At 73.2% G+C, this 23334-nt stretch carries 25 protein-coding genes; 19 read left to right on the forward strand and 6 right to left on the reverse strand.

Annotated elements, in window-relative coordinates; all coding sequences use genetic code 11:
* Positions 1 to 3: 3 nt before the first annotated feature.
* The 5 genes from IOD16_RS39120 to IOD16_RS39140 all read left to right on the forward strand — a co-directional run bounded on the left by IOD16_RS39120 (position 4) and on the right by IOD16_RS39140 (position 5106).
* Positions 4 to 657, forward strand: coding sequence for a copper homeostasis protein CutC (locus tag IOD16_RS39120; RefSeq protein WP_236594634.1), 654 nt, complete (start codon positions 4 to 6; stop codon positions 655 to 657).
* A 96-nt stretch (positions 658 to 753) separates the two neighbouring features.
* Positions 754 to 2028, forward strand: a complete 1275-nt coding sequence (locus tag IOD16_RS39125; RefSeq protein WP_201438304.1) for an extracellular solute-binding protein — start codon at positions 754 to 756, stop codon at positions 2026 to 2028.
* Between the two features lie 2 nt (positions 2029 to 2030).
* Complete coding sequence (locus IOD16_RS39130) at positions 2031 to 2918, forward strand: carbohydrate ABC transporter permease (RefSeq protein WP_201441767.1); 888 nt, start codon at positions 2031 to 2033, stop codon at positions 2916 to 2918.
* The gene (locus IOD16_RS39135; RefSeq protein WP_201438305.1) at positions 2915 to 3760 is read left to right on the forward strand and encodes a carbohydrate ABC transporter permease; all 846 of its coding nucleotides are present in this window, start codon (positions 2915 to 2917) and stop codon (positions 3758 to 3760) included. Before IOD16_RS39130 ends, IOD16_RS39135 begins: the two co-directional genes overlap by 4 nt.
* Positions 3757 to 5106, forward strand: a complete 1350-nt coding sequence (locus tag IOD16_RS39140; protein ID WP_201438306.1) for a beta-N-acetylhexosaminidase — start codon at positions 3757 to 3759, stop codon at positions 5104 to 5106. The genes IOD16_RS39135 and IOD16_RS39140 overlap by 4 nt, the downstream gene beginning before the upstream one ends.
* On the opposite strand, the gene IOD16_RS39145 is transcribed toward IOD16_RS39140, so the two are convergent.
* Both IOD16_RS39145 and IOD16_RS39150 read right to left on the reverse strand, forming a co-directional pair.
* On the reverse strand, positions 5107 to 5328 hold the full coding sequence (locus IOD16_RS39145) for a PspC domain-containing protein (RefSeq protein ID WP_123744392.1): 222 nt from the start codon (positions 5326 to 5328) through the stop codon (positions 5107 to 5109).
* A 71-nt stretch (positions 5329 to 5399) separates the two neighbouring features.
* Positions 5400 to 6206 (reverse strand): NADP-dependent oxidoreductase, encoded by an 807-nt coding sequence (locus tag IOD16_RS39150; RefSeq protein ID WP_201438307.1) that lies wholly within the window; start codon positions 6204 to 6206, stop codon positions 5400 to 5402.
* Between the two features lie 73 nt (positions 6207 to 6279).
* On the opposite strand from IOD16_RS39150, the gene IOD16_RS41165 reads away from it, so the two are divergent.
* The 13 genes from IOD16_RS41165 to IOD16_RS39215 all read left to right on the forward strand — a co-directional run bounded on the left by IOD16_RS41165 (position 6280) and on the right by IOD16_RS39215 (position 18889).
* Positions 6280 to 7164 carry an AraC family transcriptional regulator gene (locus tag IOD16_RS41165; protein WP_201438308.1) on the forward strand — a complete coding sequence of 295 codons (885 nt, stop codon included), beginning with the start codon at positions 6280 to 6282 and terminating at the stop codon, positions 7162 to 7164.
* A 37-nt stretch (positions 7165 to 7201) separates the two neighbouring features.
* Positions 7202 to 8080, forward strand: a complete 879-nt coding sequence (locus tag IOD16_RS39160) for an AAA family ATPase (protein ID WP_201438309.1) — start codon at positions 7202 to 7204, stop codon at positions 8078 to 8080.
* Complete coding sequence (locus IOD16_RS39165) at positions 8077 to 9162, forward strand: vWA domain-containing protein (protein ID WP_201438310.1); 1086 nt, start codon at positions 8077 to 8079, stop codon at positions 9160 to 9162. Before IOD16_RS39160 ends, IOD16_RS39165 begins: the two co-directional genes overlap by 4 nt.
* A complete protein-coding gene (locus IOD16_RS39170; RefSeq protein ID WP_201438311.1) occupies positions 9155 to 10261 on the forward strand; it encodes an XdhC family protein in 1107 nt (368 codons plus the stop codon). Before IOD16_RS39165 ends, IOD16_RS39170 begins: the two co-directional genes overlap by 8 nt.
* A 72-nt stretch (positions 10262 to 10333) precedes the next feature.
* A complete protein-coding gene (locus tag IOD16_RS39175) occupies positions 10334 to 10813 on the forward strand; it encodes a (2Fe-2S)-binding protein (protein ID WP_201438312.1) in 480 nt (159 codons plus the stop codon).
* Positions 10810 to 13257 carry a xanthine dehydrogenase family protein molybdopterin-binding subunit gene (locus tag IOD16_RS39180; RefSeq protein ID WP_201438313.1) on the forward strand — a complete coding sequence of 816 codons (2448 nt, stop codon included), beginning with the start codon at positions 10810 to 10812 and terminating at the stop codon, positions 13255 to 13257. The genes IOD16_RS39175 and IOD16_RS39180 overlap by 4 nt, the downstream gene beginning before the upstream one ends.
* Positions 13254 to 14108: an FAD binding domain-containing protein gene (locus IOD16_RS39185; RefSeq protein WP_201438314.1), complete on the forward strand. Its 855-nt coding sequence runs from the start codon at positions 13254 to 13256 to the stop codon at positions 14106 to 14108. The genes IOD16_RS39180 and IOD16_RS39185 overlap by 4 nt, the downstream gene beginning before the upstream one ends.
* Positions 14105 to 14731, forward strand: a complete 627-nt coding sequence (locus tag IOD16_RS39190; protein WP_201438315.1) for an SRPBCC family protein — start codon at positions 14105 to 14107, stop codon at positions 14729 to 14731. The genes IOD16_RS39185 and IOD16_RS39190 overlap by 4 nt, the downstream gene beginning before the upstream one ends.
* A 74-nt stretch (positions 14732 to 14805) precedes the next feature.
* A complete protein-coding gene (locus IOD16_RS39195; RefSeq protein ID WP_236594636.1) occupies positions 14806 to 15828 on the forward strand; it encodes a CapA family protein in 1023 nt (340 codons plus the stop codon).
* 201 nt (positions 15829 to 16029) lie between these two features.
* Positions 16030 to 16218: a hypothetical protein gene (locus IOD16_RS39200; RefSeq protein WP_123744381.1), complete on the forward strand. Its 189-nt coding sequence runs from the start codon at positions 16030 to 16032 to the stop codon at positions 16216 to 16218.
* A gap of 126 nt (positions 16219 to 16344) precedes the next feature.
* A complete protein-coding gene (locus IOD16_RS39205) occupies positions 16345 to 16959 on the forward strand; it encodes a hypothetical protein (protein ID WP_201438316.1) in 615 nt (204 codons plus the stop codon).
* On the forward strand, positions 16956 to 17858 hold the full coding sequence (locus tag IOD16_RS39210; RefSeq protein ID WP_201438317.1) for a DUF6895 family protein: 903 nt from the start codon (positions 16956 to 16958) through the stop codon (positions 17856 to 17858). The genes IOD16_RS39205 and IOD16_RS39210 overlap by 4 nt, the downstream gene beginning before the upstream one ends.
* Positions 17855 to 18889 carry a serine hydrolase domain-containing protein gene (locus IOD16_RS39215; RefSeq protein ID WP_201438318.1) on the forward strand — a complete coding sequence of 345 codons (1035 nt, stop codon included), beginning with the start codon at positions 17855 to 17857 and terminating at the stop codon, positions 18887 to 18889. Before IOD16_RS39210 ends, IOD16_RS39215 begins: the two co-directional genes overlap by 4 nt.
* 3 nt (positions 18890 to 18892) lie before the next feature.
* Here the strand turns inward: IOD16_RS39215 and IOD16_RS39220 are convergent, their stop codons facing one another.
* The 4 genes from IOD16_RS39220 to IOD16_RS39235 form a co-directional block, all read right to left on the reverse strand.
* A complete protein-coding gene (locus IOD16_RS39220) occupies positions 18893 to 19828 on the reverse strand; it encodes an o-succinylbenzoate synthase (RefSeq protein ID WP_201438319.1) in 936 nt (311 codons plus the stop codon).
* Positions 19829 to 19921: 93 nt separating this feature from the next.
* On the reverse strand, positions 19922 to 20581 hold the full coding sequence (locus IOD16_RS39225) for a hypothetical protein (RefSeq protein ID WP_201438320.1): 660 nt from the start codon (positions 20579 to 20581) through the stop codon (positions 19922 to 19924).
* A gap of 10 nt (positions 20582 to 20591) precedes the next feature.
* Entirely contained in the window at positions 20592 to 20744 is a 153-nt protein-coding gene (locus tag IOD16_RS39230) for a hypothetical protein (RefSeq protein WP_201438321.1), read from the reverse strand.
* Positions 20745 to 20830: 86 nt separating this feature from the next.
* Positions 20831 to 22492, reverse strand: a complete 1662-nt coding sequence (locus tag IOD16_RS39235; RefSeq protein WP_201438322.1) for a DNA repair helicase XPB — start codon at positions 22490 to 22492, stop codon at positions 20831 to 20833.
* A 211-nt stretch (positions 22493 to 22703) separates the two neighbouring features.
* On the opposite strand from IOD16_RS39235, the gene IOD16_RS39240 reads away from it, so the two are divergent.
* The gene (locus IOD16_RS39240; protein WP_201438323.1) at positions 22704 to 23318 is read left to right on the forward strand and encodes an LppU/SCO3897 family protein; all 615 of its coding nucleotides are present in this window, start codon (positions 22704 to 22706) and stop codon (positions 23316 to 23318) included.
* The last annotated feature ends 16 nt before the right edge of the window (positions 23319 to 23334 follow it).

Here is a 23334-nt window from a genome sequence, read left to right on the forward strand (position 1 = left end):
ACCATGCTTGAGGTCATCGCACTGGACGCCACCGACGCCGAGGCCGCGCAGGCCGGCGGCGCGCACCGGCTGGAACTCACCGTCGACATGGCCGCGGACGGGCTGACGCCGCCGGTCCCCGTGCTGCGGGACGTGCTCTCCGCGACCGACCTGCCGGTCCGGGTCATGCTGCGCGACGCGCCGGGGTTCGCGCCCGGCGACCTGGACGGGCTGCGGCGGGACGCGGCGGCGTTGCGCGAGGCGGGCGCGTCGGAGTTCGTGCTCGGCTTCCTCGACGGGGACGCGTGGGTGGACGAGGCGGCGTGCGCGGCGCTGGTGGCCGAGCTGGACGGTTGCGCGTGGACGTTCCACCGGGCGCTGGACAACTCGGCGGACCCCGAGGCGGCGTGGACCGTCGTCGGTGGACTGGGCTGCGACACCGTGCTCGCGGCGGGCAGCGCGCGCGGGGTCGCCGACGGCTTCGGCGTGCTGGAGCGGTTGGCCGCGCGGCAGGGGTCGGTGCGGCTGCTGGTCGGCGGCGGGCTGAAGGCCGAGCACGTCGCGCCGCTGAAGGCCCTCGGCGTCACGGGGTTCCACGTCGGCGGCGCGGTGCGGCCAGGCGGATGGGACGCCCCGGTGTCCGCCGACGCCGTCCGGACCTGGGCGAATCTGGTCTAGACCGCTTGCCGATGCGGACATTAGCATCGCCGTTGCTTCCCGTGAAATAGCCGTTGCACATCACGCAACACGGGACACACCTGAAGGGTGGGCGAGATGCGGTTCGCAGTAGCAGCGGTCGTGGGCGCCGTCGTGCTGGCCGGGTGCGCCCCGGTCCAGTCCGGCTCGGCGCCGACCGGCGGCGACGAGCAGGCGGGACAGCTGAGGGTCTGGCTGTTCGACGAGGTCAACCGGGGCCCGAAGGAGGCGGTCGTCGAGGAGGCGGTCACCGCGTTCGAGCAGGCGCACCAAGGCGTCACGGTCGACGTCCAGTACATCCAGGTGCAGACCCGCGCCGAGCGGTTCAAGGCCGCGTTCAGCGACCCCGCGAGCGCGCCCGACGTCGCCGAGTTCGGCAACACCGACCTGGCCGGCTACGTCGCGGGCGGCGGGTTCGCCGAGCTCGACCTCGGCGGCTGGTCCGAGGCGAAGGACCTGCTGCCCGCCGTCCTCGACACCGGCGAAGTGGACGACAAGGTCTACGGCGTCCCCTGGTACGTCGGCGTGCGCGCGCTCTACTACCGCACCGACGTGTTCCAGGAGCTGAACCTCCAGCCACCGGCCACCCTGGACGAGATCGCGCCGCTGGCCAGGAAGATCCGCGCCGCCAAGCCGGACCTGCTCGGCATCTCCGCCGGCGGCAAGTACACCTACGGCGCGATGCCGTTCGTCTGGGCCAACGGCGGCGACATCGCCCGCAAGGACGGCGACCGGTACGTCGCCGCCATCGACAGCGCCGAGTCGAAGGCCGGGCTGCGCCAGTACACCGAGCTGATCGCCGACGACATCTGCCCGCCCGCCCAGTGCGCGGGCAACGGCGGCGACGCCAGCGTCGAGGCGTTCCGCGCGGGCAAGGCGGCGATGGTCGTGGGCGGCGACTTCAACCGCAAGTCGGTCGACGCCTCCAGCGCCGCCGGCAAGTACGCGGTCGTGCCGCTGCCGGGCAAGGAGGCCGGCGACATCGCGCCGGCGTTCGCGGGCGGCAACCTGCTCGGCGTGCTGAAGGGCAGCGCGCGCAAGACGCTGGCCAACGAGTTCGTGCGGCTGCTCGGCGGCAAGGAGTACCAGCGCAAGATGTTCGACGCGATGGGGAACCTGCCGACGTTCGGCGACGTGCAGGCCGAGGTGGCGAAGGCCAACCCGGTGCTGGAGCCGTTCATCGAGACCCTGGAGGCGGGCACGCGGTTCGTGCCGGTCACGCCGAACTGGGCCAAGATCGACGCCCAGGCCGTGCTGCCGACGCTGCTCCAGCAGGTCGCCGCCGGCGGCGAGGACCTCGACCGCGCGGCGAAGGACGCGGCCGACCAGATGAACGCCGCCTTCGACTCGTGACGATGCGGACGGCCAAGGGCGACGGGCGGATCGCGTTCGCCTACCTCGCCCCCGCCCTGCTGGTGCTCGTCGGGCTGATGGGCTACCCGATCTACCAGCTCGTGCTGATCTCCCTGTTCGACTACGGCCAGGAGCAGGTCAGCGGTGGGGCGCCGCTGACCTTCCTGGGCCTGGGCAACTACACGGCCCTGCTGTCCGACGCGCGGTTCTGGTCCGTGCTCGGGCAGACGGTCGGGTTCGCCGCGGTCTGCGTGGCGGGCACCCTGCTGGTCGGCGCCGCCCTGGCGGTGCTCGCGACCAGGGTCCGCACGTGGGCGCGGATGACGCTGTTCCTCGCCGCGCTGGGCGCGTGGGCCACGCCGACGGTGGCCGGGTCGACGATCTGGCTGTTCCTGTTCGACGCCAACTTCGGGTTCGTCAACGAGGTCCTGGGCACCACCGGGCTGTCCTGGACCTACGACAAGTGGCTGGCGTTCGGGCTGGTCGCGGCCCAGGTGATCTGGTGCTCGTTCCCGTTCGTCATGGTCACCCTGTACGCGGGGATCAAGTCGATACCGGGCGAGGTGCTGGAAGCCGCCGCGCTGGACGGCGCGAGCACGGTGAAGACGGCGACCAGCGTGATCCTGCCGCTGCTGCGGCCACTGCTGATCGTGGTGACGATCCAGTCGGTCATCTGGGACTTCAAGGTGTTCACCCAGATCTACATCATGACCAACGGCGGCGGCATCGCGGGCCGCAACCTGGTGCTCAACGTCTACGCCTACCAGCAGGCGTTCGCCGCCTCCGAGTACGGGCTCGGCGCGAGCATCGGCGTGGTGATGACGGCGTTGCTGCTGCTCGTCACCCTCGGCTACCTGCGTGCGCTGCGGCGGAGCGGGGAGGTGCTGTGAACCGGCGTGCGTCGCGGGGCCTGGCGGAAGCGGTCACGGTCGTCGTCGCGGCCGTGGTGGCGTTCCCGCTGTACTGGATGGCGCTGACCGCGGTGAAGCCCGAGGCGGAGGTGATCTCCGCCGACCCGCGCCCGTGGACGCTCGCGCCGACGCTCGACAGCTTCACCCGCGCGTTGACCGTGCAGAACTTCGGCCGCTACCTGCTCAACAGCGTGGTGGTGGCGGTCGCGGTGGTGCTGCTGAGCCTGCTGATCTCGTTCCTGGCGGCCACCGCGCTGACCCGGTTCCGGTTCCGCAGCCGCACCACGCTGCTGATCATGCTGCTGGTGGTGCAGATGGTGCCGGTCGAGGCGTTGACCATCCCGCTGTTCTTCCTCATGCGGTCGGTGCGGGACGTGGCGCCGGTGTTCGGCCTGAACCACCTCGGCTCGCTGGTGCTGGTGCACCTGGCGTTCAGCCTGCCGTTCGCGATCTGGATGCTGCGCGGGTTCGTCGCGGCCGTGCCGGTGGAGCTGGAGGAGGCGGCCACGCTGGACGGCGCGTCCCGGTTCCGGTTCCTGTGGCAGGTGCTGTTCCCGCTGGTGGCCCCCGGCCTGGTGGCGACGAGCGTGCTGTCGTTCATCCACGCGTGGAATGATTTCCTCTTCGCCAAGACCTTCATCATCTCGGCGGCGGAGAACCAGACGCTGCCGCTGGCGCTGCAGGTGTTCGTGAAACCCGATCAGAACGACTGGGGGGCGATCATGGCCGGTTCGACGTTGATGACGATCCCGGTGCTGCTGTTCTTCATCCTGGTGCAGCGGCGCCTGGTGGCGGGCCTGGCCGGGGCGGTGAAGTCGTGATCCTGCCGCGCCCGGTGGTGTTCGCCCGCGGCGAGGGCGAGGTGCCGTTCGACGGCACGTTCCAGGTCACCCGGGAAGCCGGCCCCGCCGAGGGGTACCGGCTGTCCGTCTCGGCGGACGGCGTGCGGGTGCGGGCGTCCGACGACGCCGGCGAGTTCTACGCCCGGCAGACGTTGCGGCAGCTCAGCGGGCCGGCGGCGTTCCGGGCCGTGCCGCCGGGCGCGGTCACGCTGCCGGTGTGCGAGGTCGAGGACCACCCCCGGTTCGCGTGGCGCGGCGTGATGCTGGACGTGGCGCGGCACTTCCTGCCCAAGCACGACCTGCTGCGGTACGTCGACCTGCTGGCCGTGCACAAGCTGAACGTGCTGCACCTGCACCTGACCGACGACCAGGGCTGGCGGTTCGAGTCGCGCAGGTTCCCCCGGCTGCACGAGGTCGGCGGGTGGCGGCCCGACTCGCGGTTCGGCGACCGGCGGGCCGGCGGCATGGCCGGGCGGCCCCACGGCGGCTACTACACCCAGGACGACCTGCGGGAAGTCGTCGCGTACGCGGCGCAGCGGCAGATCACCGTGGTGCCGGAGATCGACGTGCCGGGGCACAGCCAGGCGGCCATCGCGGCGTACCCGGAGCTGGGCGCGTCCGGCGGCGGGGTGTGGACGGACTGGGGGATCAACCCGAACGTGCTGCGGGCCGACGAGCCCACCGTGGACTTCTACCGGCAGGTGTTCGACGAGCTGCTGGACGTGTTCCCGTCCGAGGTGATCGGGTTGGGCGGCGACGAGGCCGAGGGCGGTGACGGCCGGTTCGTCCGCCGGCTCGCCCAGCACCTGCACCAGCGCGGGCGGCGGCCGTTCGGCTGGGACGAGGTGCTCGGCGTCGGACCACTGCCGGCCCGCGCGATCGTCGCGTCGTGGCGCGGCGAGGAGCCCGGCCTGACCGCGTTGGACCGGGGCCACGACGTCGTGATGTGCCCGGAAGAGCACCTCTACCTGGACTACCGGCAGTCCGACCACCCCGACGAGCCGATCCCCGTCGGCACCGTCACCGCGGTCGAGGACGTCTACCGGTACGAGCCGGCGGCGGCGGACCGGGTGCTCGGGGCGCAGGCGAACCTGTGGACCGAGCACCTCGACTCGCCGCGGCGCCTCGACTACGCCGCGTTCCCCCGGTTGAGCGCGTTCGCCGAGGTCGTGTGGAGCCCCGCCGAGCGTGACGTGGCGGAGTTCCTGACCCGGCTGGCCGAGCACCACCTGCCGCGGCTCGACGCGCTCGGCGTCGAGTACCGCCCCCTCGACGGCCCCCGGCCGTGGCAGGTGCTCCCGGGCGTGCCCGGTCACCCGCGGTGATCAGTCCTCTTCGGGCATGAGGAGCCAGCAGGCGAGGTAGAGGACCGCGCCCGTGCCGAACCCGAAGAGGGTGGCGGCGACCAGCAGGATGCGGACCAGCGCCGCGTCCACGCCGAGGAGCTTGGCGACGCCGCCGCAGACGCCCGCGACCATCTTGTCGGTCCGGCTGCGGCGGAGCTTCTTGACCTTGGCGGTGGCTTCGGTGAGCACGTCGTTCGTCATGGCTCAAGAGTGCTCCGCCAGGCGTTTCCGGGCATCGGGGACGCACCCTGACTTCCCCCGGACCCCCGTTCTCAGGGTGTCACCAGGACCTTGCCCCTGAGGTCGCCGGCCTCGGCGCGGCGGTGCAGTCCGGGCAGGTCGGCGAGGCCGTGCCGCTCGGAGACGTCGATCCGCACCACGCCTCGGTCGACGAGGGCGACCAGCCCGGTGAGCTGGGCGGCGTCGAAGCGGGTGACGAAGTGGGCGTCGGGTGCGTCGCTCAGGGTCGCCGAGACGACGACGTCGCCCAACCGGGCCACTTCGGCGTCGGCGACGAGGTTGAGCACCACGTCGAACCGGCCGGTGGGGTGGTAGCCGACGACGTGGTCCGCGCCCAGGTCCCGCACGACGTCGGCGCTGCGCGGGGACGCGGTGGCGGTGACGTGCGCGCCCGCGTGCTTGGCCAGCTGCACGGCGAACCCGCCGATGCCGCCGCCCGCGCCGTTGACCAGGACCCGGTGGCCGGGCCGCACGCGCCCGTGCTCGACCACCATCTGCCACGCGGACAGGCCGGCCAGGGGCAGGGCGGCGGCGTCGGGCAGCGGGACGGTGCGGGGCGCGGGGACGAGGCGGTCCGGGGTGGTGACGGCGTACTCGGCGGCGGCGCCGTCGATCCAGCCGACCACCGGGTCGCCGTCGACCGTGCCGGCCACGTCCCAGCCGAGCGTGTGGGGCAGCGGGAGGGTGAACCGGCCTTGCCGCACGGCGACTTCCGTGGGGTTGAACGAGGTCGCGGCCACCTGGACCAGCACCTCACCCGCGCCGGGTCGTGGGATGGGGACGTCGTCGACGACGATCACGTGCGGGCCGCCGTGGGTGTGGACGCGTGCGCTTTTCACCGTGCCGACGGTATGAGGTCATCAGGAGACGATCCATGCCGCGGAATCCTGCGTGCATGTTCAATCGTCTTCCGTGGACGTGCTGAGCGACGTGGTCGCGGTGATGCGGACGGGCCGGCCCGTGGTCGCCCGGGTGGCGTGGGAGGCGCCGTGGGCGCAGCGGTTCGCGCCGGTGCCGGGCGCGTCCGGGTTCCAGGCGGTGCTGGAGGGCACGTGCTGGCTGCTGCGCGACGACGCCGACCCGGTCGAGCTGCGGGCAGGCGACGTCGTGTTCCTGCCCGACGGTCGGGGGCACGTGCTCGCGGACCACCCCACCACCCCCGTGACCGGGGAGGCGTGCGACCCGAACGCCCCGGACTTCGCCGTCGACCACCCCGCGCCCGCGCACCCGACCACCGTCACGCTGTGCGGCGCCTACGAGCTGCGGGACGTGCACCCGCTGCTGCGCGACCTGCCGGACACCGTGCTCGTGTCGGGCCCGGACCTGCGCGCCGCCGTCACCCTCCTGGCCGGCGAGCTCGACCACCCCCGCCTGGGCTCCGACGCCCTCGTCCCGGCCCTGCTCGACACGCTGCTGGTCTACCTGCTGCGCACCTGGTTCACCGGGTCCGACCGGACCACCGGCTGGGCCGCCGCGCTCACCGACCCGGTCATCGCCACCGCGTTGCGCCACCTGCACCGCGACCCCGCCCACCCGTGGACGGTCGCGGAACTGGCCGCGGCGTCCGGCCTGTCCCGCGCACCGTTCGCCAAGCGCTTCACCGCCCTGGTCGGCCGACCGCCGCTGACCTACCTGACGTGGTGGCGCATGACCACCGCCGCACGCCTGCTGAGGGACACGGACGCACCGCTGGCGACCATCGCGCGCCGGGTGGGGTACGCCTCGGAGTTCGCCTTCGCCGCCGCCTTCAAACGCGTCCACGGCACCGCCCCGGGCCGCTTCCGCCGCGCGCGGTAGCGCGCCGCCGTCCGCCGAGCAGCGGCAAGATGACAGGGTGACGCCTGAGGAGCTCGCCGCCGAACTGGACCGGGTCGGCTACCTGCCCGACCGGGGCATCGCGACCGCCGCCTACCTGGCCTGGCGCATGCACCGGCCGTTGTTCTGCGAGGGCGAGCCGGGCACCGGCAAGACGTCGCTGGCCGTCGCGCTCGCCCGAGCCCTCGACCTGCCGCTGATCCGGCTCCAGTGCCACGAGGGCATCGACGCCACCCAGGCCCTCTACGACTGGGACTTCCCCCGCCAGCTGCTGCACCTTCGGGCTCTCGAAGCCGCGGGCCCCGTCGACGCCGACCGAGCCGAGGCCTCCCTCTACACCCGCCGCTTCCTCCTCGCCCGCCCGCTGCTCCAAGCCCTCGAAGACGCGCCGTGCGTCCTGCTCGTGGACGAGGTGGACCGGGCCGACGACGAGTTCGAGGCGTTCCTGCTCGAAGTGCTCGGCGAGAACTCGGTGACGATCCCCGAACTGGGCCGCGTCACCGCCGAGACCCCGCCGCTGGTCGTCCTCACGTCCAACCGCACCAGGGAGGTGCACGACGCCCTCAAGCGCCGCTGCCTCTACCACTGGCTGGAACACCCCGACCTGGCCCGCGAGGTCGCCATCCTCCGCCGCCGGCTGCCGGGCGTCACCGAACGCCTCGCGCACCAGGTGGCGTCAGCCGTGCGGCGGTTGCGCGACCTGGACCTCCTCAAACCGCCGGGCGTCGCCGAGTCCCTGGACTGGGCGGAAGCCCTGCTCACCCTGGGCCGCACCGAACTGGACGCGGACACGGCCGCGACCACGCTCGGTGCCGTCCTCAAGTACCGCGAGGACGCCCAGCGGGCCCTGTCGAGCGGTGTCCTCGGCGCCGCGTCCGGGAGCACAATCGGGGGATGACGGGAGCCGGGGCGTCGACCGGGCTCGTGGGGTTCGCCCGCGCGCTGCGGCACGGCGGGGTGGCGTGCGGGCCCGAGAGGGTGCACGCGTTCGTCGCGGCGGTCGACCACCTCGACGTCGCCAGGCGCGAGGACGTGTACTGGGCCGGTCGCCTGACGTTGTGCGGCGAGCCCGACGACCTGCCCCGGTACGACGTGGCGTTCCAGGCCTGGTTCGGCGGGGTGCCGCCGGCGCCGCCGGGCAGGCGCGCCCGGCAGGGCAGCCACCTGGCCGCGCTCGGCGGCGGCACGATGAGGCGTGACCGGGCGGTGTCCGCGGTGAAGGTCGCGGCCAGCGAGGTGGAAGTGCTGCGGCGCAAGGACATCGCCTCCTTGCGTCCCGCCGAGAAGCGGCACTTGGACGAGTTGCTGGCAGTGCTCAAGCCGGTGCCGCCGACGCGGCGCGCGCTGCGCAGGACACCGGCACGGCGAGGGTCGATCGACCCCCGCCGCACGCTCAGGGACATGCTGGCCACCGGCGAGCCGACCCGGCCGCGCCGCCGCCGCCGCGCCACCCGCGCCCGCAAGGTCGTGCTGCTCGTCGACGTCTCCGGCTCGATGAAGCCCTACGCCGACGCCCTGCTCCGCTTCGCGCACGTCGTCGCCCGCCGCATGCCCGTCGAGGTCTGCACGCTCGGCACCCGCCTGACCCGCGTCACCCGCCAGCTGCGCCACCGCGACCCCGAGCAGGCACTCCGGGCCGCCGCCCGCGCCGTGCCCGATCACGAGGGCGGCACGCGGCTCGGCGAGACGCTCAAGGTGTTCCTCGACCGCTGGGGCCAGCGGGGCGCCGCCCGGGGCGCGGTCGTCGTCATCTGCTCGGACGGCTGGGAGCGCGGCGACCCGGCCCTGCTCGCCGACCAGGTCCGGCGGCTCGCGCGGCTCGCGCACAAGGTCGTCTGGGTCAACCCGCACGCCGGCCACGACGGGTACCGGCCGGTGCAGTCCGGCATCGTCGCCGCCCTCCCGCACCTGGACCGGCTGCTCGCCGGGCACAGCCTCGACACCCTGCAAGAACTGCTGGAGGAGGTCCGACTTGCGTGATGTCCTCGTCGAACTGGCCGAGCGCGTCGACCGGGGCGAGACGGTCGGCGTCGGCACGGTGGTCGCCACGTTCAGCTCCGCACCCCGCCCGCCCGGCGCCGCGATGCTCGTCGGCGCGGACGGCGCCGTCGTCGGCAGCGTCTCCGGCGGCTGCGTCGAAGGCGCGGTCTACGAGCTGGCCCAGGAGGTGGTGCACCACGGCCGGCCGGTGCTGCAGCGGTACGGCGTGACCGACGACGACGCGTTCGCGGTGGGCCTGACCTGCGGCGGGATCATCGACGTCTACGTCGAGCCGGTGAACCGGCACAACTTCCCCGAGCTGCCCGAGGTGCTGGAGGCGGTGCGGGCGCGGGAGCCGGTGGCGATCGCCACGGTCGTGGAACACCCGGAGTGGGTGGGTCGGCGGCTGGTCGTCCGGCCCGACCGCGCCACCGGCGACATCCCCTCGGCCAGGGCGGCGGACGCCGTCGCCGACGACGCCCGCGGCCTGCTCGCCGCCGGCCGCAGCGGCACCCTGCACTACGGGCCCGACGGGCAGCGGCGCGGCGAGGGCATGACGGTGTTCGTGAACTCCTTCGAGCCGCCGCCCCGGATGCTGGTGTTCGGCGCGATCGACTTCGCCGCCGCCGTGGCCAGGCTGGGGGCGTTCCTCGGCTACCGCGTCACGGTGTGCGACGCGCGCCCGGTGTTCGCCACGACGAGCCGGTTCCCCGAAGCAGACGAGGTGGTCGTCGACTGGCCGCACCGCTACCTCGCCGCGCAGGCCGACGCCGGGCAGCTCGACGAGCGCACGGTCGTCGCCGTCCTCACCCACGACCCGAAGTTCGACGTGCCGCTGCTGGAGGCCGCGCTGCGCCTCAAGCTCGGCTACGTCGGCGCGATGGGTTCCCGCCGCACGCACGACGACCGGCTGCGCCGGCTGCGCGAGGCGGGCCTGGCCGAGGACGAGCTGGCCAAGCTGGCGTCCCCGATCGGCCTCGACCTGGGCGCCCGCACGCCCGAGGAGACGGCGGTGTCGATCGCCGCGGAGATCATCGCCCTGCGCTGGGGCGGGGGAGGTGGGCGGCTGGCCCGTGGGGACGGCTCCATCCACAAGTGAGGGGGTTGTTTGACGCGGCAACAACGAGCAGGCTCAGTTGTGACCCCCATCACCACCACTCTTGGAGGGTTCATGCGGATCACGGTCACCGTCGACGGCGTGGCCTACAGCGACGAGGTGGAACCACGCACCTTGCTGGTCCACCACCTGCGCGAACGACTCGGCAAGACCGGCACGGTCGTGGGTTGCGACACCAGCAACTGCGGCGCGTGCACGGTGCACCTCGACGGGCGGAGCGTGAAGTCCTGCGCCGTCCTCGCGGTGCAGGCGAACGGCCGCGAGGTCACCACGGTCGAGGGCCTGGCCCGCGACGGCGAGCTGCACCCCGTGCAGCAGGCGTTCCACGAGAACCACGCGTTGCAGTGCGGTTTCTGCACCCCGGGCATGATCATGCAGGCCATCGACCTGCTCGAGGACAACCCCGACCCCGACGAGGACGAGGTGCGGCACGGCCTGGAGGGCAACCTCTGCCGCTGCACCGGCTACCAGAACATCGTCCGCGCCGTGCGCGACGCCGCGAGCCGGACCACCGCCGCCGGGGGTGCCGCGTGACCGCCACCGCCGAACCCGAAATCGGGAAATCCCGAAGGCGCAAGGAGGACGCCCGGCTGATCACCGGCGCGACCCGCTGGACCGACAACCTCCAGCTCACCGGGATGCTCCACATGGCGTTGCTGCGCAGCCCCGTGGCGCACGCCCGGATCACCTCCGTCGACGTCACCGAGGCCGTGAAGATGCCCGGTGTGCTGGTCGCGCTCACCGGTCGGGACCTGGCCGACGAGCAGGGCAGCCTGCCGTGCGCGTGGCCGATCACCGAGGACATGCTCGCGCCGCCCGCGCCGTCGCTGGCCGTCGACCGGGTCAACTTCGCCGGCGAGGCCGTCGCCCTGGTCGTGGCCCGCAGCGCGGCCGAGGCGCACGACGCGCTGTCCGCGATCGACGTCGACTACGAGGACCTGCCGGTCGTGCTCGACCTGGAGCGGGCGATCGGGGACGACGCCGACCTCGTCCACCCCGACCTGGGCACCAACAAGAGCGCCACCTGGGTGTTCGACTCCGCCGAGGCGGGCACCGGGTCCGACGTCGACCGGGCCGTCGCCGAGTCGGAGGTGGTCGTCGAGCGCACGTTCCGCCAGCAGCGGCTGATCCCGGCGTTCATGGAGCCCCGCTCGGTGGTGGTCGACGCGTCACCCGACTCGGTGACGATGTGGTCGTCCACGCAGGTGCCGCACATCCTGCGGTGGATGCTGTCGGTCGTGCTCGACATCCCGGAGCAGCAGATCCGGGTCATCGCGCCGGACGTCGGCGGCGGCTTCGGCGGCAAGCTCCAGGTCACGCCGGAGGAGGTGCTGACCCTGCTGGTCGCGCGCCGCCTCGGCAAGCCGGTCAAGTGGACCGAGTCGCGCACCGAGTCGATGCTGTCCGGCCACCACGGCCGCGACCAGTTGCAGCGCATCACGATCTCGGCCCGCCGCGACGGCACGGTCACCGGCCTGAAGGTGGACCTGCTCGCCGACATGGGCGCCTACCTGCGGCTGATCACGTCGGGCGTGCCGATCCTCGGCGCGTTCATGTTCAACGCCATCTACAAGTTCCCGGCCTACCGGTTCACCTGCACGAACGTGTTCACCACCAAGGTGCCGACCGACGCCTACCGCGGCGCGGGGCGGCCCGAGGCCACGTTCGCCATCGAGCGGATCATGGACGAGCTGGCCGCCGAGCTGGGCGTCGACCCGCTGGAGCTGCGCGAGCGGAACTGGATCAGGCACGAGGAGTTCCCGTTCACCACGGTCGCGGGCCTGACCTACGACTCGGGCCACTACGAGGCCGCCACCGCCCGCGCCAAGGAGCTGTTCGGGTACGACGCGCTGCGCGCCGAGCAGGCCGCGCGCCGCGCCGACGGCGACCCGGTGCAGCTGGGCATCGGCATCTCCACCTACACCGAGATGTGCGGGCTCGCGCCGTCACGGGTGCTCGGCGCGCTGCGGTACGCGGCGGGCGGCTGGGAGCACGCCGCGCTGCGGATGCTGCCCACCGGCAAGGTCGAGCTGATCACCGGCACCTCGCCGCACGGCCAGGGCCACGTGACGGCGTGGAGCCAGATCGTGGCCGACCGGCTCGGCGTGCCGTTCGAGGACGTCGAGGTGCTGCACGGCGACACGCGCGTCTCGCACCGCGGCATGGACAGCTACGGCTCGCGATCGCTGGCCGTCGGCGGCGTGGCCGTGGTGCTGGCCGCCGACAAGGTGCTGGCCAAGGCCCGCACGGTCGCCGCGCACCTGATGGAGGTCGCGGAGGACGACGTCGAGTTCACCGCCGGCACGTTCTCCGTGCGCGGCACGTCCACGACGATGGCCCTCGGCGACGTGGTGGTGGCGGCGCACGTCGCGCACAACCTGCCCGACGGCGTGGAACCCGGCCTGGACGCCGAGGCCACGTTCGACCCGGACGACTTCTCCTACCCGCACGGCACGCACCTGTGCGCGACCGAGGTCGACACGCGGACCGGCGCGGTGAAGATCCGCTCGTACGTGTGCGTGGACGACGTCGGCACGGTGGTCAACCCGATGATCGTGGAGGGCCAGGTGCACGGCGGCCTGGCGCAGGGCATCGCGCAGGCCCTGTACGAGGAGGCCGTGCACGACGAGAGCGGCACGCTCACCACCGCCACCCTCGCCGACTACCTGCTGCCGTCCGCGGTCGACCTGCCGCACTTCACCACCGACCGCACCGAGACGCCCGCGACCGGCAACCCGCTGGGCGTGAAGGGCGTCGGTGAGGCGGGCACCATCGCGTCCACGCCCGCCGTGGTCAACTCGGTGATCGACGCCGTGCGGCACCTGGGCGTGACCGACGTGGAGATGCCGTGCACCCCGATGCGGGTGTGGAAGGCGATCAACGGCCGCGGTGGGGGCGTGCCGACCACCCCGGGCGCGGGCGGCGGCCTCGGCTCCCTCGACTCGCGGTCCGCCGACGACCGGGGAGGTGCGGCATGATCCCGGCCGCGTTCGACTACGTCGCGCCCGCCACGGTGCAGGAGGCGGTGCGCGCCCTGACCGCCGGCGGCGAGGACGCCAAGGTGATGGCGGGCGGGCAGAGCCTCATCCCGGTGCTGCGGATGCGGCTGGCCGTGCCGACGGTGGTGGTCGACCTGTCCGGGCTCACCGAGCTGATCGGCGTGCACGACGACGGCGACTCGCTGCGCATCGGGGCCATGACCACGCACTACGAGGTGCAGCGCGACCCGCTGGTGCGCGAGCACGCGCGGCTGCTGCGCCTGGCCACGGACACCGTCGCCGACCCGCAGGTGCGGCACCGGGGCACGTTCGGCGGCTCGCTGGCCCACGCCGACCCGGCCGGCGACCTGCTCGCGCCCGCGCTGGCGCTGGACGCGGTGATGGTGTGCGTCGGCCCGGACGGCACGCGGGAGGTCCCGGCGGCGGAGTTCTTCGTCGACTACTTCACCACCGCCCTCGCGCCCGACGAGCTGCTCACCCACGTGAAGGTGCCCAAGCTGACCGGCTGGGGCGCGCACTACGAGAAGTTCAACCGCGTCGCGCAGGCGTGGTCGATCGTGGGGGTGGCCGCCGCGCTGCGGGTGGCCGACGGCCGGATCACCGACGCGCGGGTCGGCCTGACCAACATGGGCCCGACCCCCGTGCGGGCCCGCGGCGTGGAGGAGGCGCTGGTGGGGCAGCCCGCGACGGCCGAGGCGATCACGGCGGCGGCCACCCGCGCCGCCGAGGGGGCCGACCCGCCGACCGACGGCAACGCCGACGCCGAGTACCGGTCCCACCTGGCCCGCGTGCTCACCGAGCGGGCCGTGACGGCCGCGGTGGGCGCATGAAGCTCGAGCACCGGTTCACCGTCCCCGCGCCCGTGCCGGACGTGTGGGCGGCGCTGCTCGACCCGGAGAAGGTGGCGCCGTGCATGCCGGGCGCCACCCTCACCGGGGTCGACGGGCCGAAGTTCACCGGCACGGTCAAGGTCAAGCTCGGCCCCGTGACGCTGCTCTACAAGGGCGCCGGCGAGTTCACGTCCGTGGACGAACGGGTGCACGCGGCCGTGCTGAAGGCGTCCGGCAAGGACACCAGGGGCAACGGCACGGCGTCCGCCTCCGTGTCGGTGGCGCTGACGGCGGGCACGGCGGGCACCGAGGTGTCGGTGGTCACGGACCTGAACGTCACCGGCCGCCCGGCCCAGTTCGGCCGGGGTCTGATCAGCGAGGTCAGCGGCCGGCTCATCGGCGAGTTCGCGCAATGCCTGGCGACGCGCCTCGCGCCGGCGGAAGCTGAGGAGGTGACTGCTACGGAGACCGCCGCCAAGCCGCACCTGCGCGCCGTGCCGGACGAGCCGATCGACCTGGTCGGCACGGCGGGCGTGCCCGTGCTCAAACGGGTGCTGCCGGTGCTGGCCGGGCTGCTGGTGGTGGCGCTGCTGGTGCGCGGGCTCCGCGGGCGGCACCGCTGAACGCGCGCGGCGGGCGACCGGTCCTCGGCCTGGTCGCCTGCCTCGGCCTGCTCGCGGCCTGCACCGGCTCGCCGGTGGTGATCACGACCGCGCGCGCTCCCGCGTCGACCACCTCGTCGGTCGCGCCCGAGCCGCCGTCGTTCACGCTGGCCGCGGGCGGCGACATCCTGATCCACCCGGCGCTGACCGAGCAGGCCGACGCCGACGGCGCCCGGACCTTCGTGCCGCTGCTGGAGGGGCTGCGCGAGGCGATCGACGCCGACGTGTCGATCTGCCACCTGGAGACGCCGCTGTCCGCGCCCGGCGCGCCGACCTACGGCTACCCGGCGTTCAGCGCGCCGCCCGAGGTCGCGTCGGCGTTGAAGGAGATCGGCTACGACAGCTGCTCCACCTCGTCCAACCACACCCTCGACCGGGGCGCGCCGGCCATCAGGACCACGCTGGACGTGATGGACGCGGCCGGGCTCGAGCACACCGGCTCGTTCCGCTCGCCGGAGGAGGCCGCCACCCCGCTGCTGCTGGACGTGGGCGGGGTGAAGGTCGGGCACATCGCGTTCACCTACGGCTTCAACGGCATCCCGCTGCCGCAGCCGTGGATGGCGAACCAGCTCTCCGCGGAGGGCGTGCTGGCGGCGGCGCGCGCGGCGAAGGCGGCCGGCGCCGAGGTCGTGGTCGCCAGCCTGCACTGGGGCGACGAGTACCGGCACGAGGCGACGCCGCAGCAGCGGGAGATGGCCCGGGCCGTGCTCGCCGACCCGGCGGTGGACCTGATCATCGGCACGCACGTGCACGCCGTGCAGCCGATCGAGCAGATCGACGGCAAGTGGGTCGTCTACGGCATGGGCAACGAGGTGGCCCGCCACTCCGAGCCGCGCGGCATCACGGAGGAGGGCATCGTCACCCGGTTCAAGTTCGTGAAGGGCCCGTCAGGCTGGGCGGTGCGGGAGGCGTCCTACGTGCCGACCCTGGTCGAGTTCGGCCCCCCGATCCGGGTGGTCGACCTGACCCGCGTCCCACCCAACCCCCGCCGCACCGAAGCCCTCGCCCGCACGGACGGCGTCGTGCGCAGCCTGGGCGCCGCCATCACCCGCCCCTGACCGTCCCGATGACACGGTGACGCTCTGAAACCGTTGGGGTGACACGGAAAACCACTTGTCACCCACTCAGGTACAACCGGCCGGGATCGGGGTCCAGGACCACACGAACGCGTCCTTCTGTGCTGCACTCGACGGGCAGGACATTTCACGGGCAGCCACAGCGAACGAACGTCGTGACGCCCACTGTGGAGGGAGGCTCTCATGTCTGTTCACACCCTGGCCCGCACGGTCGCCGCACCGGCGGACGTCGAGCTGCTCGGCACCCTGGTCGCCGAGCCGGAGTCGGCGATCACCGACCCGCCGCTGCCCGCGCCGAACGCGGCCGGCGCGGTGCTGCTGGCCGCGCTCCTGCTCCTCTCGGCACCGGACCCGAAGGAGCCTCGCAAGTAGTCCCGGACGCTCGAAGCCCGAACGGAGCAGCGGCCGGTGGGAGGATCTGTGGACGCGTCGTCCTGTGCACGTGACGCCGCGAACCTGGCTGATCGGGTGCTCGGCGCACTGAGTGGAACCGGTGGAGTGGGTCTGGCCGACTTCCTCGACTCGTGCGCCGACCCGACAGCCGGGCTCGGCGCGGTCCGCTTGGTGGGTGCGGACGTCTTCCTGCCGCACGTGGTGCTGAACTGCCCGTTGACCGCGCGGGACGCGGAGGTGGTCGCCGCGTCCTTCGAGGTCTTCCCCCCGATCGCCGAACCGGCCGCGCCGGAGCAGCGGATCATGGCGTGGCACGACTGGTCCACCGCCCGGTTGCTGGCCGCCCTCACCGGCGACCGGGCCGTCACGGTGCCCGACGACGCGGCCGCCGTGCTGGGCTCGCCCGAGCGGTGGGCGGGCTGGTCGGTCGCGGTGGCCCAGCTGTCCTCCCTGGCGCACCCCGGTGCGACCGGACCCGTGGTGGACGCGGTCGCCGCCCAGCCCCTGGCCCTGTGCCGGGGCGTGCTGCGGACCGTGCTGCGCCGGGACTTCGGCACCGCGAGCCGCCTGACCCGGTGGGTCGCCCTCGTGCACGCCGCCGGCGTCCGGCTGCCGGTGGACCCGGTGACGCTGGTCGACCACGTCGCGCTGCGGGTCGGCTCGGAACCGCGCCGGCTGCTCGACCTGACCGTCGCCCGCCACCTGGTGGGTGCGGCATGACCACCGTCGTCCACGTCGCCCACGACGTCGCGGCGGGCGCGCTGGGCTGGTTGCACGCCAACCACGAGCTGGGCGCGTTCGAGGACGACGCCGCCATCGCCGACCTCAACGACCCCGACGAGGCGTACAAGCCGCTGTGCGAGCTGGGGCTGGCGTCGTCGCTGGTGCTGCGCGAGGGAGTGGCCGGCACGGCCGAGCAGCGGGCCGCGAGCGAACTGCTGGACTTCTCGTGGAAGCAGATGCACGAGGGCGACCTGCTCTACGAGCGCCAGCTGCGGCACGCGCTGCTCACCGACCCGCTGGAGACCTACGTCCACTACGCCCGGAGCGGGCTGCGCCACGAGGCACTGGAGCAGGTCCTCGCGCAGTGCTCGGTCGCGGACTCCATGACCGAAGTCCTCCCCAACCGCCGGCTGGCCGTGGCCAACGCCCACCGCGTCTTGGGTGTCCACCGGGACGACGACCTCGTGATGATGCTCCGGCAGACGTGGCTCGGCCGCACGCCGCAGCCCTGGGCGCTGGACTGGTACACCGCCTACTACATGACCCACACCGTCTTCCACCTCACCGACTGGGGCGCGCTGCCCGGGGACCTGCCGCCCGACGTGGTCGAGTACCTGGAGAACTGGCTGCCGGCGTGGATCGACGTGTGGGCCGAGGCCGAGCAGTGGGACCTGCTGGGCGAGCTGCTGATCGTGGGGGCGTGCCTGCCCGAGCCGCGGTGCGAGCGGGCGGAGTGGGAGCTGTTCGCGCGAGCCCAGCACGCTGACGGGTTCCTGCCCCGCGACTCCGGCCCCGTGGACGACGACCCGCGCAAGCGGTACCACGACCACCAGCACACCGCCGTGGTGGCCACGATCGCCGGGACGCTGACCCTGTCCCGGCTGTTCGGCACGTGAAGGACCTCGTCGCGCACCTGCCGGCCGCGGCGCCCGACGCCACGGCCGTGGCGGTCGCGCTCCGCCAGGGCGACCGGGAGGTGGTCCTGGTCGGCGGCACGACCGGTCGCGGCGGGCCGCGTCCCGTCACCGGGCACACCCGCTTCGAGCTGGGCTCGCTGACCAAGACGTTCACCGGCCTGCTGCTCGCCGAGATGGCCGGCCGGGGCGAGGTGCGCCTGACCGACCCCGTCCGGCGGCACCTGCCGGTGGGCGCGGCGCCGCACCTGGGCCGTGACGTCACCCTGGAGCGCCTGGCCACCCACACGTCCGGTCTGGCGCGCCTGCCACCGGGGCTGCTGTCGCGGGCGGTGCCGCGCTGGCGCACCAACCCCTACCGCGACTTCGACGCCGACGACTTCGCCGCCGCGCTGCGCCGCGCCCGGTCCCGGGCGCCCGGCCGCTACCGCTACTCGAACTTCGGCGGCGCGCTGCTGGGCGAGGCCCTGGCGGGTGCGGCGGGCCGGCCCTTCGCCGACCTGCTGGCCGAACGCGTGCTGCGCCCGCTGGGCCTGACCGACACGGACTGCACGCCGTCCGCGCAGGTCACCGGGCACCTGAGGGGGCGTCCCCGGCCGCCGTGGGAGATACCCGGCATGCCCGCCGCCGGTGCGCTGCGCTCGTCGGCGCTGGACCTGCTGCGCTACCTGACCGCCCACCTGCCGCCCTTCGCCGGGCCGCTGGGCCGGGCCGCCGCCGAAGTCGCCCGGCCGCGCGCGTCGGCGGGCGACCACGACGTGTGCCTGTTCTGGGACCTGCGCCGCCGAGCGGACCGCGAGCTGCTGGTCCACTCCGGCGGCACCCGCGGCTGCACCGCGTTCGCCGCTTTCAGCCCCACCACCTCGACCGCGTTCGCCGCCCTGGCCAACGCCGGGCCGACACCGGGCAGCACCTTCGTCCAACGCGCCTACGAAGCCGCCTGGGCACTGGTCGACCGCGCGGCGAACCGGACCGCCGAGCCCTGTCCCGTGCCGGACCTGCGGGCCACCTGACGGTCAGGTCAGGTTCCGGACCCGGTCCAGGCGGGCCAGCCAGCGGGCGGTGGTCTCGTCGTCGGCGGCGAACTCGGCGAAGCGGTCGGGTGCCGGCGGGTGCGCGGGCACGGGCAGGTAGCCGTTCACCGGCCGCGGGGAGTCGGTGGTCACGTCACCGTCCATCAACGACAACGTGGCCAGCCCGCACGCGAAGTCCAGCTCCGGCAGCGCGGCGGCCAGCGCCAACCCGGCGGCCATCCCGACCGACGTCTCCACCGCCGACGACACCACGCACGGCAACCCGCACGCCTCCGCCACCGCCAACGCCCGCCGCACACCGCCCAGCGGCGCGACCTTGATCACCGCGATGTCCGCCGCGCCGGCCACCGCCACCTTCAACGGGTCCTCCGCGCGCCGGATCGACTCGTCCGCCGCGATCCGCACGTCGACCCGCCGCCGCACCGCCGCCAGCTCCTCGATCGACCGGCACGGCTGCTCGACGTACTCCAAGCCCCCGGCCGCCCGTGCCAGCTCGCGGATCGCGGTGACGGCGGTGTCCACGTCCCACGCCATGTTCGCGTCCACCCGGATCGCCCCGGCCGGCCCGAGCGCGTCCCGCACCGCCTCGACGCGCGCCAGGTCGTCGGCGAGCGGCGTGCCCGGATCGGCCACCTTCACCTTCGCCGTGGCGCAGCCGGACGCCGCGACGACGGCGTGCGCGCGTTCGGGGGAGACGACGGGAACCGTGCAGTTCACCGGGATCTCGGACCGGACCGGCGCGGGCCACCCCTGCTCGGCGGCCTCCAGCGCGCACGCGAGCCACGGCGCGCACTCGTCGTCGGCGTAGTCGAGGAACGCGCAGAACTCGCCCCACCCGGCGGGCCCTTCCAGCAGCACGCCCTCGCGCACCGTGATGCCGCGGAACCGGGTGCGCATCGGGATCGAGTAGACCAGCACCACGCGACCCTAAGCGATGCCGTGCCGGTCCCGACGCTCGCCACGCTTATTGAAATTCGATAGGTTTCGAGTGATAATCGATGTGGTCATACCTCAGGAGGTCTCATGAAGTACGTGCTCCCCGTGCTGGTCCTCGCCCTCGGCCTCGCCGCCTTCGTGGCCGGGGGAGCCGACGACTCGCCGGGCCTGCAGCTGATCGGCGCCGTCATCGTCGTCGGCGCGATCGTGCTCGGCGTGCGGGCGGCCCGGCGGGCGGGCTGACCAGTGGAGCGGGTCCAGGGCGGCGACCCGGCGCAGGGCGCTGTGCGTCAGCTCCGGGTCCGACTCCTCCGCGACGATCCGCAACGCCGACTCGAACTGGTCGAGGCGGCGGTCCAGCTCGGCCAGCTCGCGGGTCGGCTCGGCGATCGCGGCGGCCAGGCCGGGGCGGTTCGTCTCGCGGTGCAGGGCGGCCCGCATCGGCAGGCTGTCGCGCAGCGCCACCAACGCGCGCCAGAGCAGTTGTTCCACCTGCGCGACCCGACGCGCGTCCAGGTCGCGCACGGCGTCGAAGTGGGCGCACAGGCGGCCGGCGCGGCGGCGTTGGGCGGAATCGGTGAACTGGTCGCAGTGCACGACGTCCCGCGCCTCGGCCGCCAGCACGACGTCCCACTCGACCACCCGCGCCCAGAACCGCTTCCGCTTCGCGGCCCGGCGGATCGCGTCGAGGTCGGCCTCCGGCCGCCACATCCACCAGCGGGGTAACGGCGCCACCCGGGTCACGTCAGCGGGCCCGCACGCCGACGACGGTGGAGACGCGCCACTGGAACTTCATCGGGGTCACCACTCCATTCATAGCCTTCCGGGCCCGGCCCGCACAATCCTCGGGCTCGTCCGCCCCGGCACGCAGTCGGGTCAGGGCGTCCCGGTACGTCATGACCTGAGCCGGGGTCGGCGAAGGTGGTCGAGCCCTTCCAGCGAGCGCTCGACCGTCTCCGCTCACCCGACCCGGCGCCGAGCGGCTCAGCCGACCTCGGGCAGCTTCGGTCCGAGCAGGTCGTCCGCGTCCACGATCTTGTAGGCGTAGCCCTGCTCCGCCAGGAACCGCTGCCGGTGCGCCGCGTAGTCGGTGTCCAGGGTGTCCCGCGACACGACCGAGTAGAAGTGCGCCTGGCGGCCGTCGCCCTTGGGGCGCAACAACCTCCCGAGCCGCTGCGCCTCTTCCTGCCGCGACCCGAACGTCCCCGACACCTGCACGGCCACCGACGCCTCGGGCAGGTCGATGGAGAAGTTCGCCACCTTCGACACCACCAGCGTCCGCAGCTCGCCCCGCCGGAACCGGTCGAACAGGGCCTCGCGCTCCTTGTTCTTCGTCGAACCCTGGATGATCGGCGCGTCCAACGCCTCGCCCAGCGACTCCAGCTGGTCCAGGTAGGCCCCGATCACCAACGTCGGCTCGTCGGGGTGCCGCTCCAGGATGGCCTTCACCACCGGCAGCTTCGTCCGGGCCGTGGAGCACAGCTTGTACCGCTCCTCCGGCTCGGCCGTGGCGTACTGGAGCCGCTCGTTGTCGGTCAACGTCACCCGCACCTCGACGCACTCGGCGGGCGCGATCCAGCCCTGCGCCTCGATGTCCCGCCACGGGACGTCGTACCGCTTCGGCCCGATCAGCGAGAACACGTCGCCCTCCTGGCCGTCCTCGCGCACCAGGGTCGCGGTCAGGCCGAGCCTGCGGCGCGACTGGAGGTCGGCGGTCATCCGGAACACCGGCGCGGGCAGCAGGTGCACCTCGTCGTAGACGATCAGGCCCCAGTCCCGCGAGTCGAACAGCTCCAGGTGCTTGTACTCGCCCTTCGACTTGCGGGTGATCACCTGGTAGGTCGCGATCGTGACCGGCCGGATCTCCTTGCGCTCGCCGGAGTACTCGCCGATCTCCTCCTCGGTCAACGAGGTCCGCGCGATCAGCTCCCGCTTCCACTGCCGACCGGCCACGGTGTTCGTGACCAGGATCAACGTGGTCGCGCCCGCCTCGGCCATGGCCGCCGCGCCGACCAGCGTCTTGCCCGCGCCGCACGGCAGCACGACCACGCCCGAGCCGCCCGCCCAGAACGCCTGCGCGGCCAGCCGCTGGTAGTCGCGCAGCTTCCAGCCGTCCTCGACCAGGTCGATCGGGTGGGCCTCGCCGTCGACGTACCCGGCCAGGTCCTCCGCCGGCCAGCCGACCTTGAGCAGCAGCTGCTTGAGCCGGCCGCGTTCGCTCGGGTGCACGACCACCGTGTCGTCGTCGACGCGCGCGCCGAGCATCGGCTTGACCTTCTTGTGCCGGAGCACCTCCTCCAGCACGGCGCGGTCGAGCGAGTTCAGCACCAGGCCGTGCACGGGGTGGTTGGCGAGCTGGAGCCGGCCGAACCGGCCCATCGTGTCGACCACGTCCACCAGCAACGGCTGCGGCACGGGGTAGCGGGAGAACCGGACCAGCGCGTCGACCACCTGCTCGGCGTCGTGGCCGGCGGCACGCGCGTTCCACAGCGCCAGCGGCGTGATGCGGTAGGTGTGGACGTGCTCGGGCGCGCGTTCGAGCTCGGCGAACGGCGCGATGGCGGTGCGCGCGTCGTCCGACAGCGGGTGCTCGACCTCCAGCAGCAAGGTCTTGTCCGACTGGACGATCAAAGGGCCGTCGGTCACGGGTGCGCGCTCCTGTCGCTTGGTGTACCTCAAGTGTGCATACCGCGTGCAAGTCGAGAGCGGACAGTACGCGGGCGCGCACGCAACGCTTACGGACTCGGTTCGGTAAAGCCGTGCACACCGAAGTGGTGCAGTCGATAGCGTCCCTGCGCCCCACCACGCGACCCTACGCGCGGACGTACGGGGCCCTCCCGGATGAACGAAGGTCCACATGAGCACGGACATGCCCGCGTCCGCACCGCAGTACCAGAACGGTCCGCAGTACCAGGGCGCCCCGCAGTACCAGAACGCCCCGCAGCCCCAGCAGGTTCCGCCGGCGCCGAAGAAGAAGGGGATCGTCGCGCGCATCCTCACCGCGATCATCGGTATCGCGGTGGCCGCTGTGGTCGTGTACGGCATCAACTACTTCACCAGCGACGCGGCCCAGTCCAAGGCCGGTGACTGCGCCAGCCTGACCGGCACCAACACCAAGCCGGACTACAAGGCCGTCGACTGCGGCTCGGCCGACGCCAACTACACCGTGGGCCAGGTGCTCGACTCCACCACGGCTAAGTGCGCCACCGAGTACTACGACGAGTACACCGAGACCGCCCGTCGCGGCCCGGACTCGAAGCTGTGCCTGGTGCCGAACCTGGTCGAGGGCAGCTGCTACGACCTGGAGAACACCACGCAGATGGGCTACCCGGCCGTCGACTGCGGCCAGTCCGGCACGTTCAAGCTGGTCAAGCTGGTCAAGGGCAGCGCCGACGAGAGCGCCTGCGCCGACGCCTCGCCGCTGACGTTCCCCGAGCCGAAGACGACCATGTGCTTCGCGCCGAACGAGTGAGAACCGCTCCACCTCG

The sequence above is a fragment of the Saccharothrix sp. 6-C genome, assembly GCF_016695385.1.
Classification (GTDB): Bacteria; Actinomycetota; Actinomycetes; order Mycobacteriales; family Pseudonocardiaceae; genus Actinosynnema; species Actinosynnema texasense.

What these genes read in the sequence shown, in the direction of transcription:
- IOD16_RS39145 (WP_123744392.1), bottom strand. Translation starts at nt 5,328, where the DNA reads ATGACGAACGACGTGCTCACCGAAGCCACCGCCAAGGTCAAGAAGCTC.
- IOD16_RS39125 (WP_201438304.1), top strand. Translation starts at nt 754, where the DNA reads ATGCGGTTCGCAGTAGCAGCGGTCGTGGGCGCCGTCGTGCTGGCCGGG.
- IOD16_RS39240 (WP_201438323.1), top strand. Translation starts at nt 22,704, where the DNA reads ATGAGCACGGACATGCCCGCGTCCGCACCGCAGTACCAGAACGGTCCG.
- IOD16_RS39165 (WP_201438310.1), top strand. Translation starts at nt 8,077, where the DNA reads ATGACGGGAGCCGGGGCGTCGACCGGGCTCGTGGGGTTCGCCCGCGCG.
- IOD16_RS39175 (WP_201438312.1), top strand. Translation starts at nt 10,334, where the DNA reads ATGCGGATCACGGTCACCGTCGACGGCGTGGCCTACAGCGACGAGGTG.
- IOD16_RS39230 (WP_201438321.1), bottom strand. Translation starts at nt 20,744, where the DNA reads ATGACGTACCGGGACGCCCTGACCCGACTGCGTGCCGGGGCGGACGAG.
- IOD16_RS39120 (WP_236594634.1), top strand. Translation starts at nt 4, where the DNA reads ATGCTTGAGGTCATCGCACTGGACGCCACCGACGCCGAGGCCGCGCAG.
- IOD16_RS39200 (WP_123744381.1), top strand. Translation starts at nt 16,030, where the DNA reads ATGTCTGTTCACACCCTGGCCCGCACGGTCGCCGCACCGGCGGACGTC.
- IOD16_RS39190 (WP_201438315.1), top strand. Translation starts at nt 14,105, where the DNA reads ATGAAGCTCGAGCACCGGTTCACCGTCCCCGCGCCCGTGCCGGACGTG.
- IOD16_RS39210 (WP_201438317.1), top strand. Translation starts at nt 16,956, where the DNA reads ATGACCACCGTCGTCCACGTCGCCCACGACGTCGCGGCGGGCGCGCTG.
- IOD16_RS39130 (WP_201441767.1), top strand. Translation starts at nt 2,031, where the DNA reads ATGCGGACGGCCAAGGGCGACGGGCGGATCGCGTTCGCCTACCTCGCC.
- IOD16_RS39185 (WP_201438314.1), top strand. Translation starts at nt 13,254, where the DNA reads ATGATCCCGGCCGCGTTCGACTACGTCGCGCCCGCCACGGTGCAGGAG.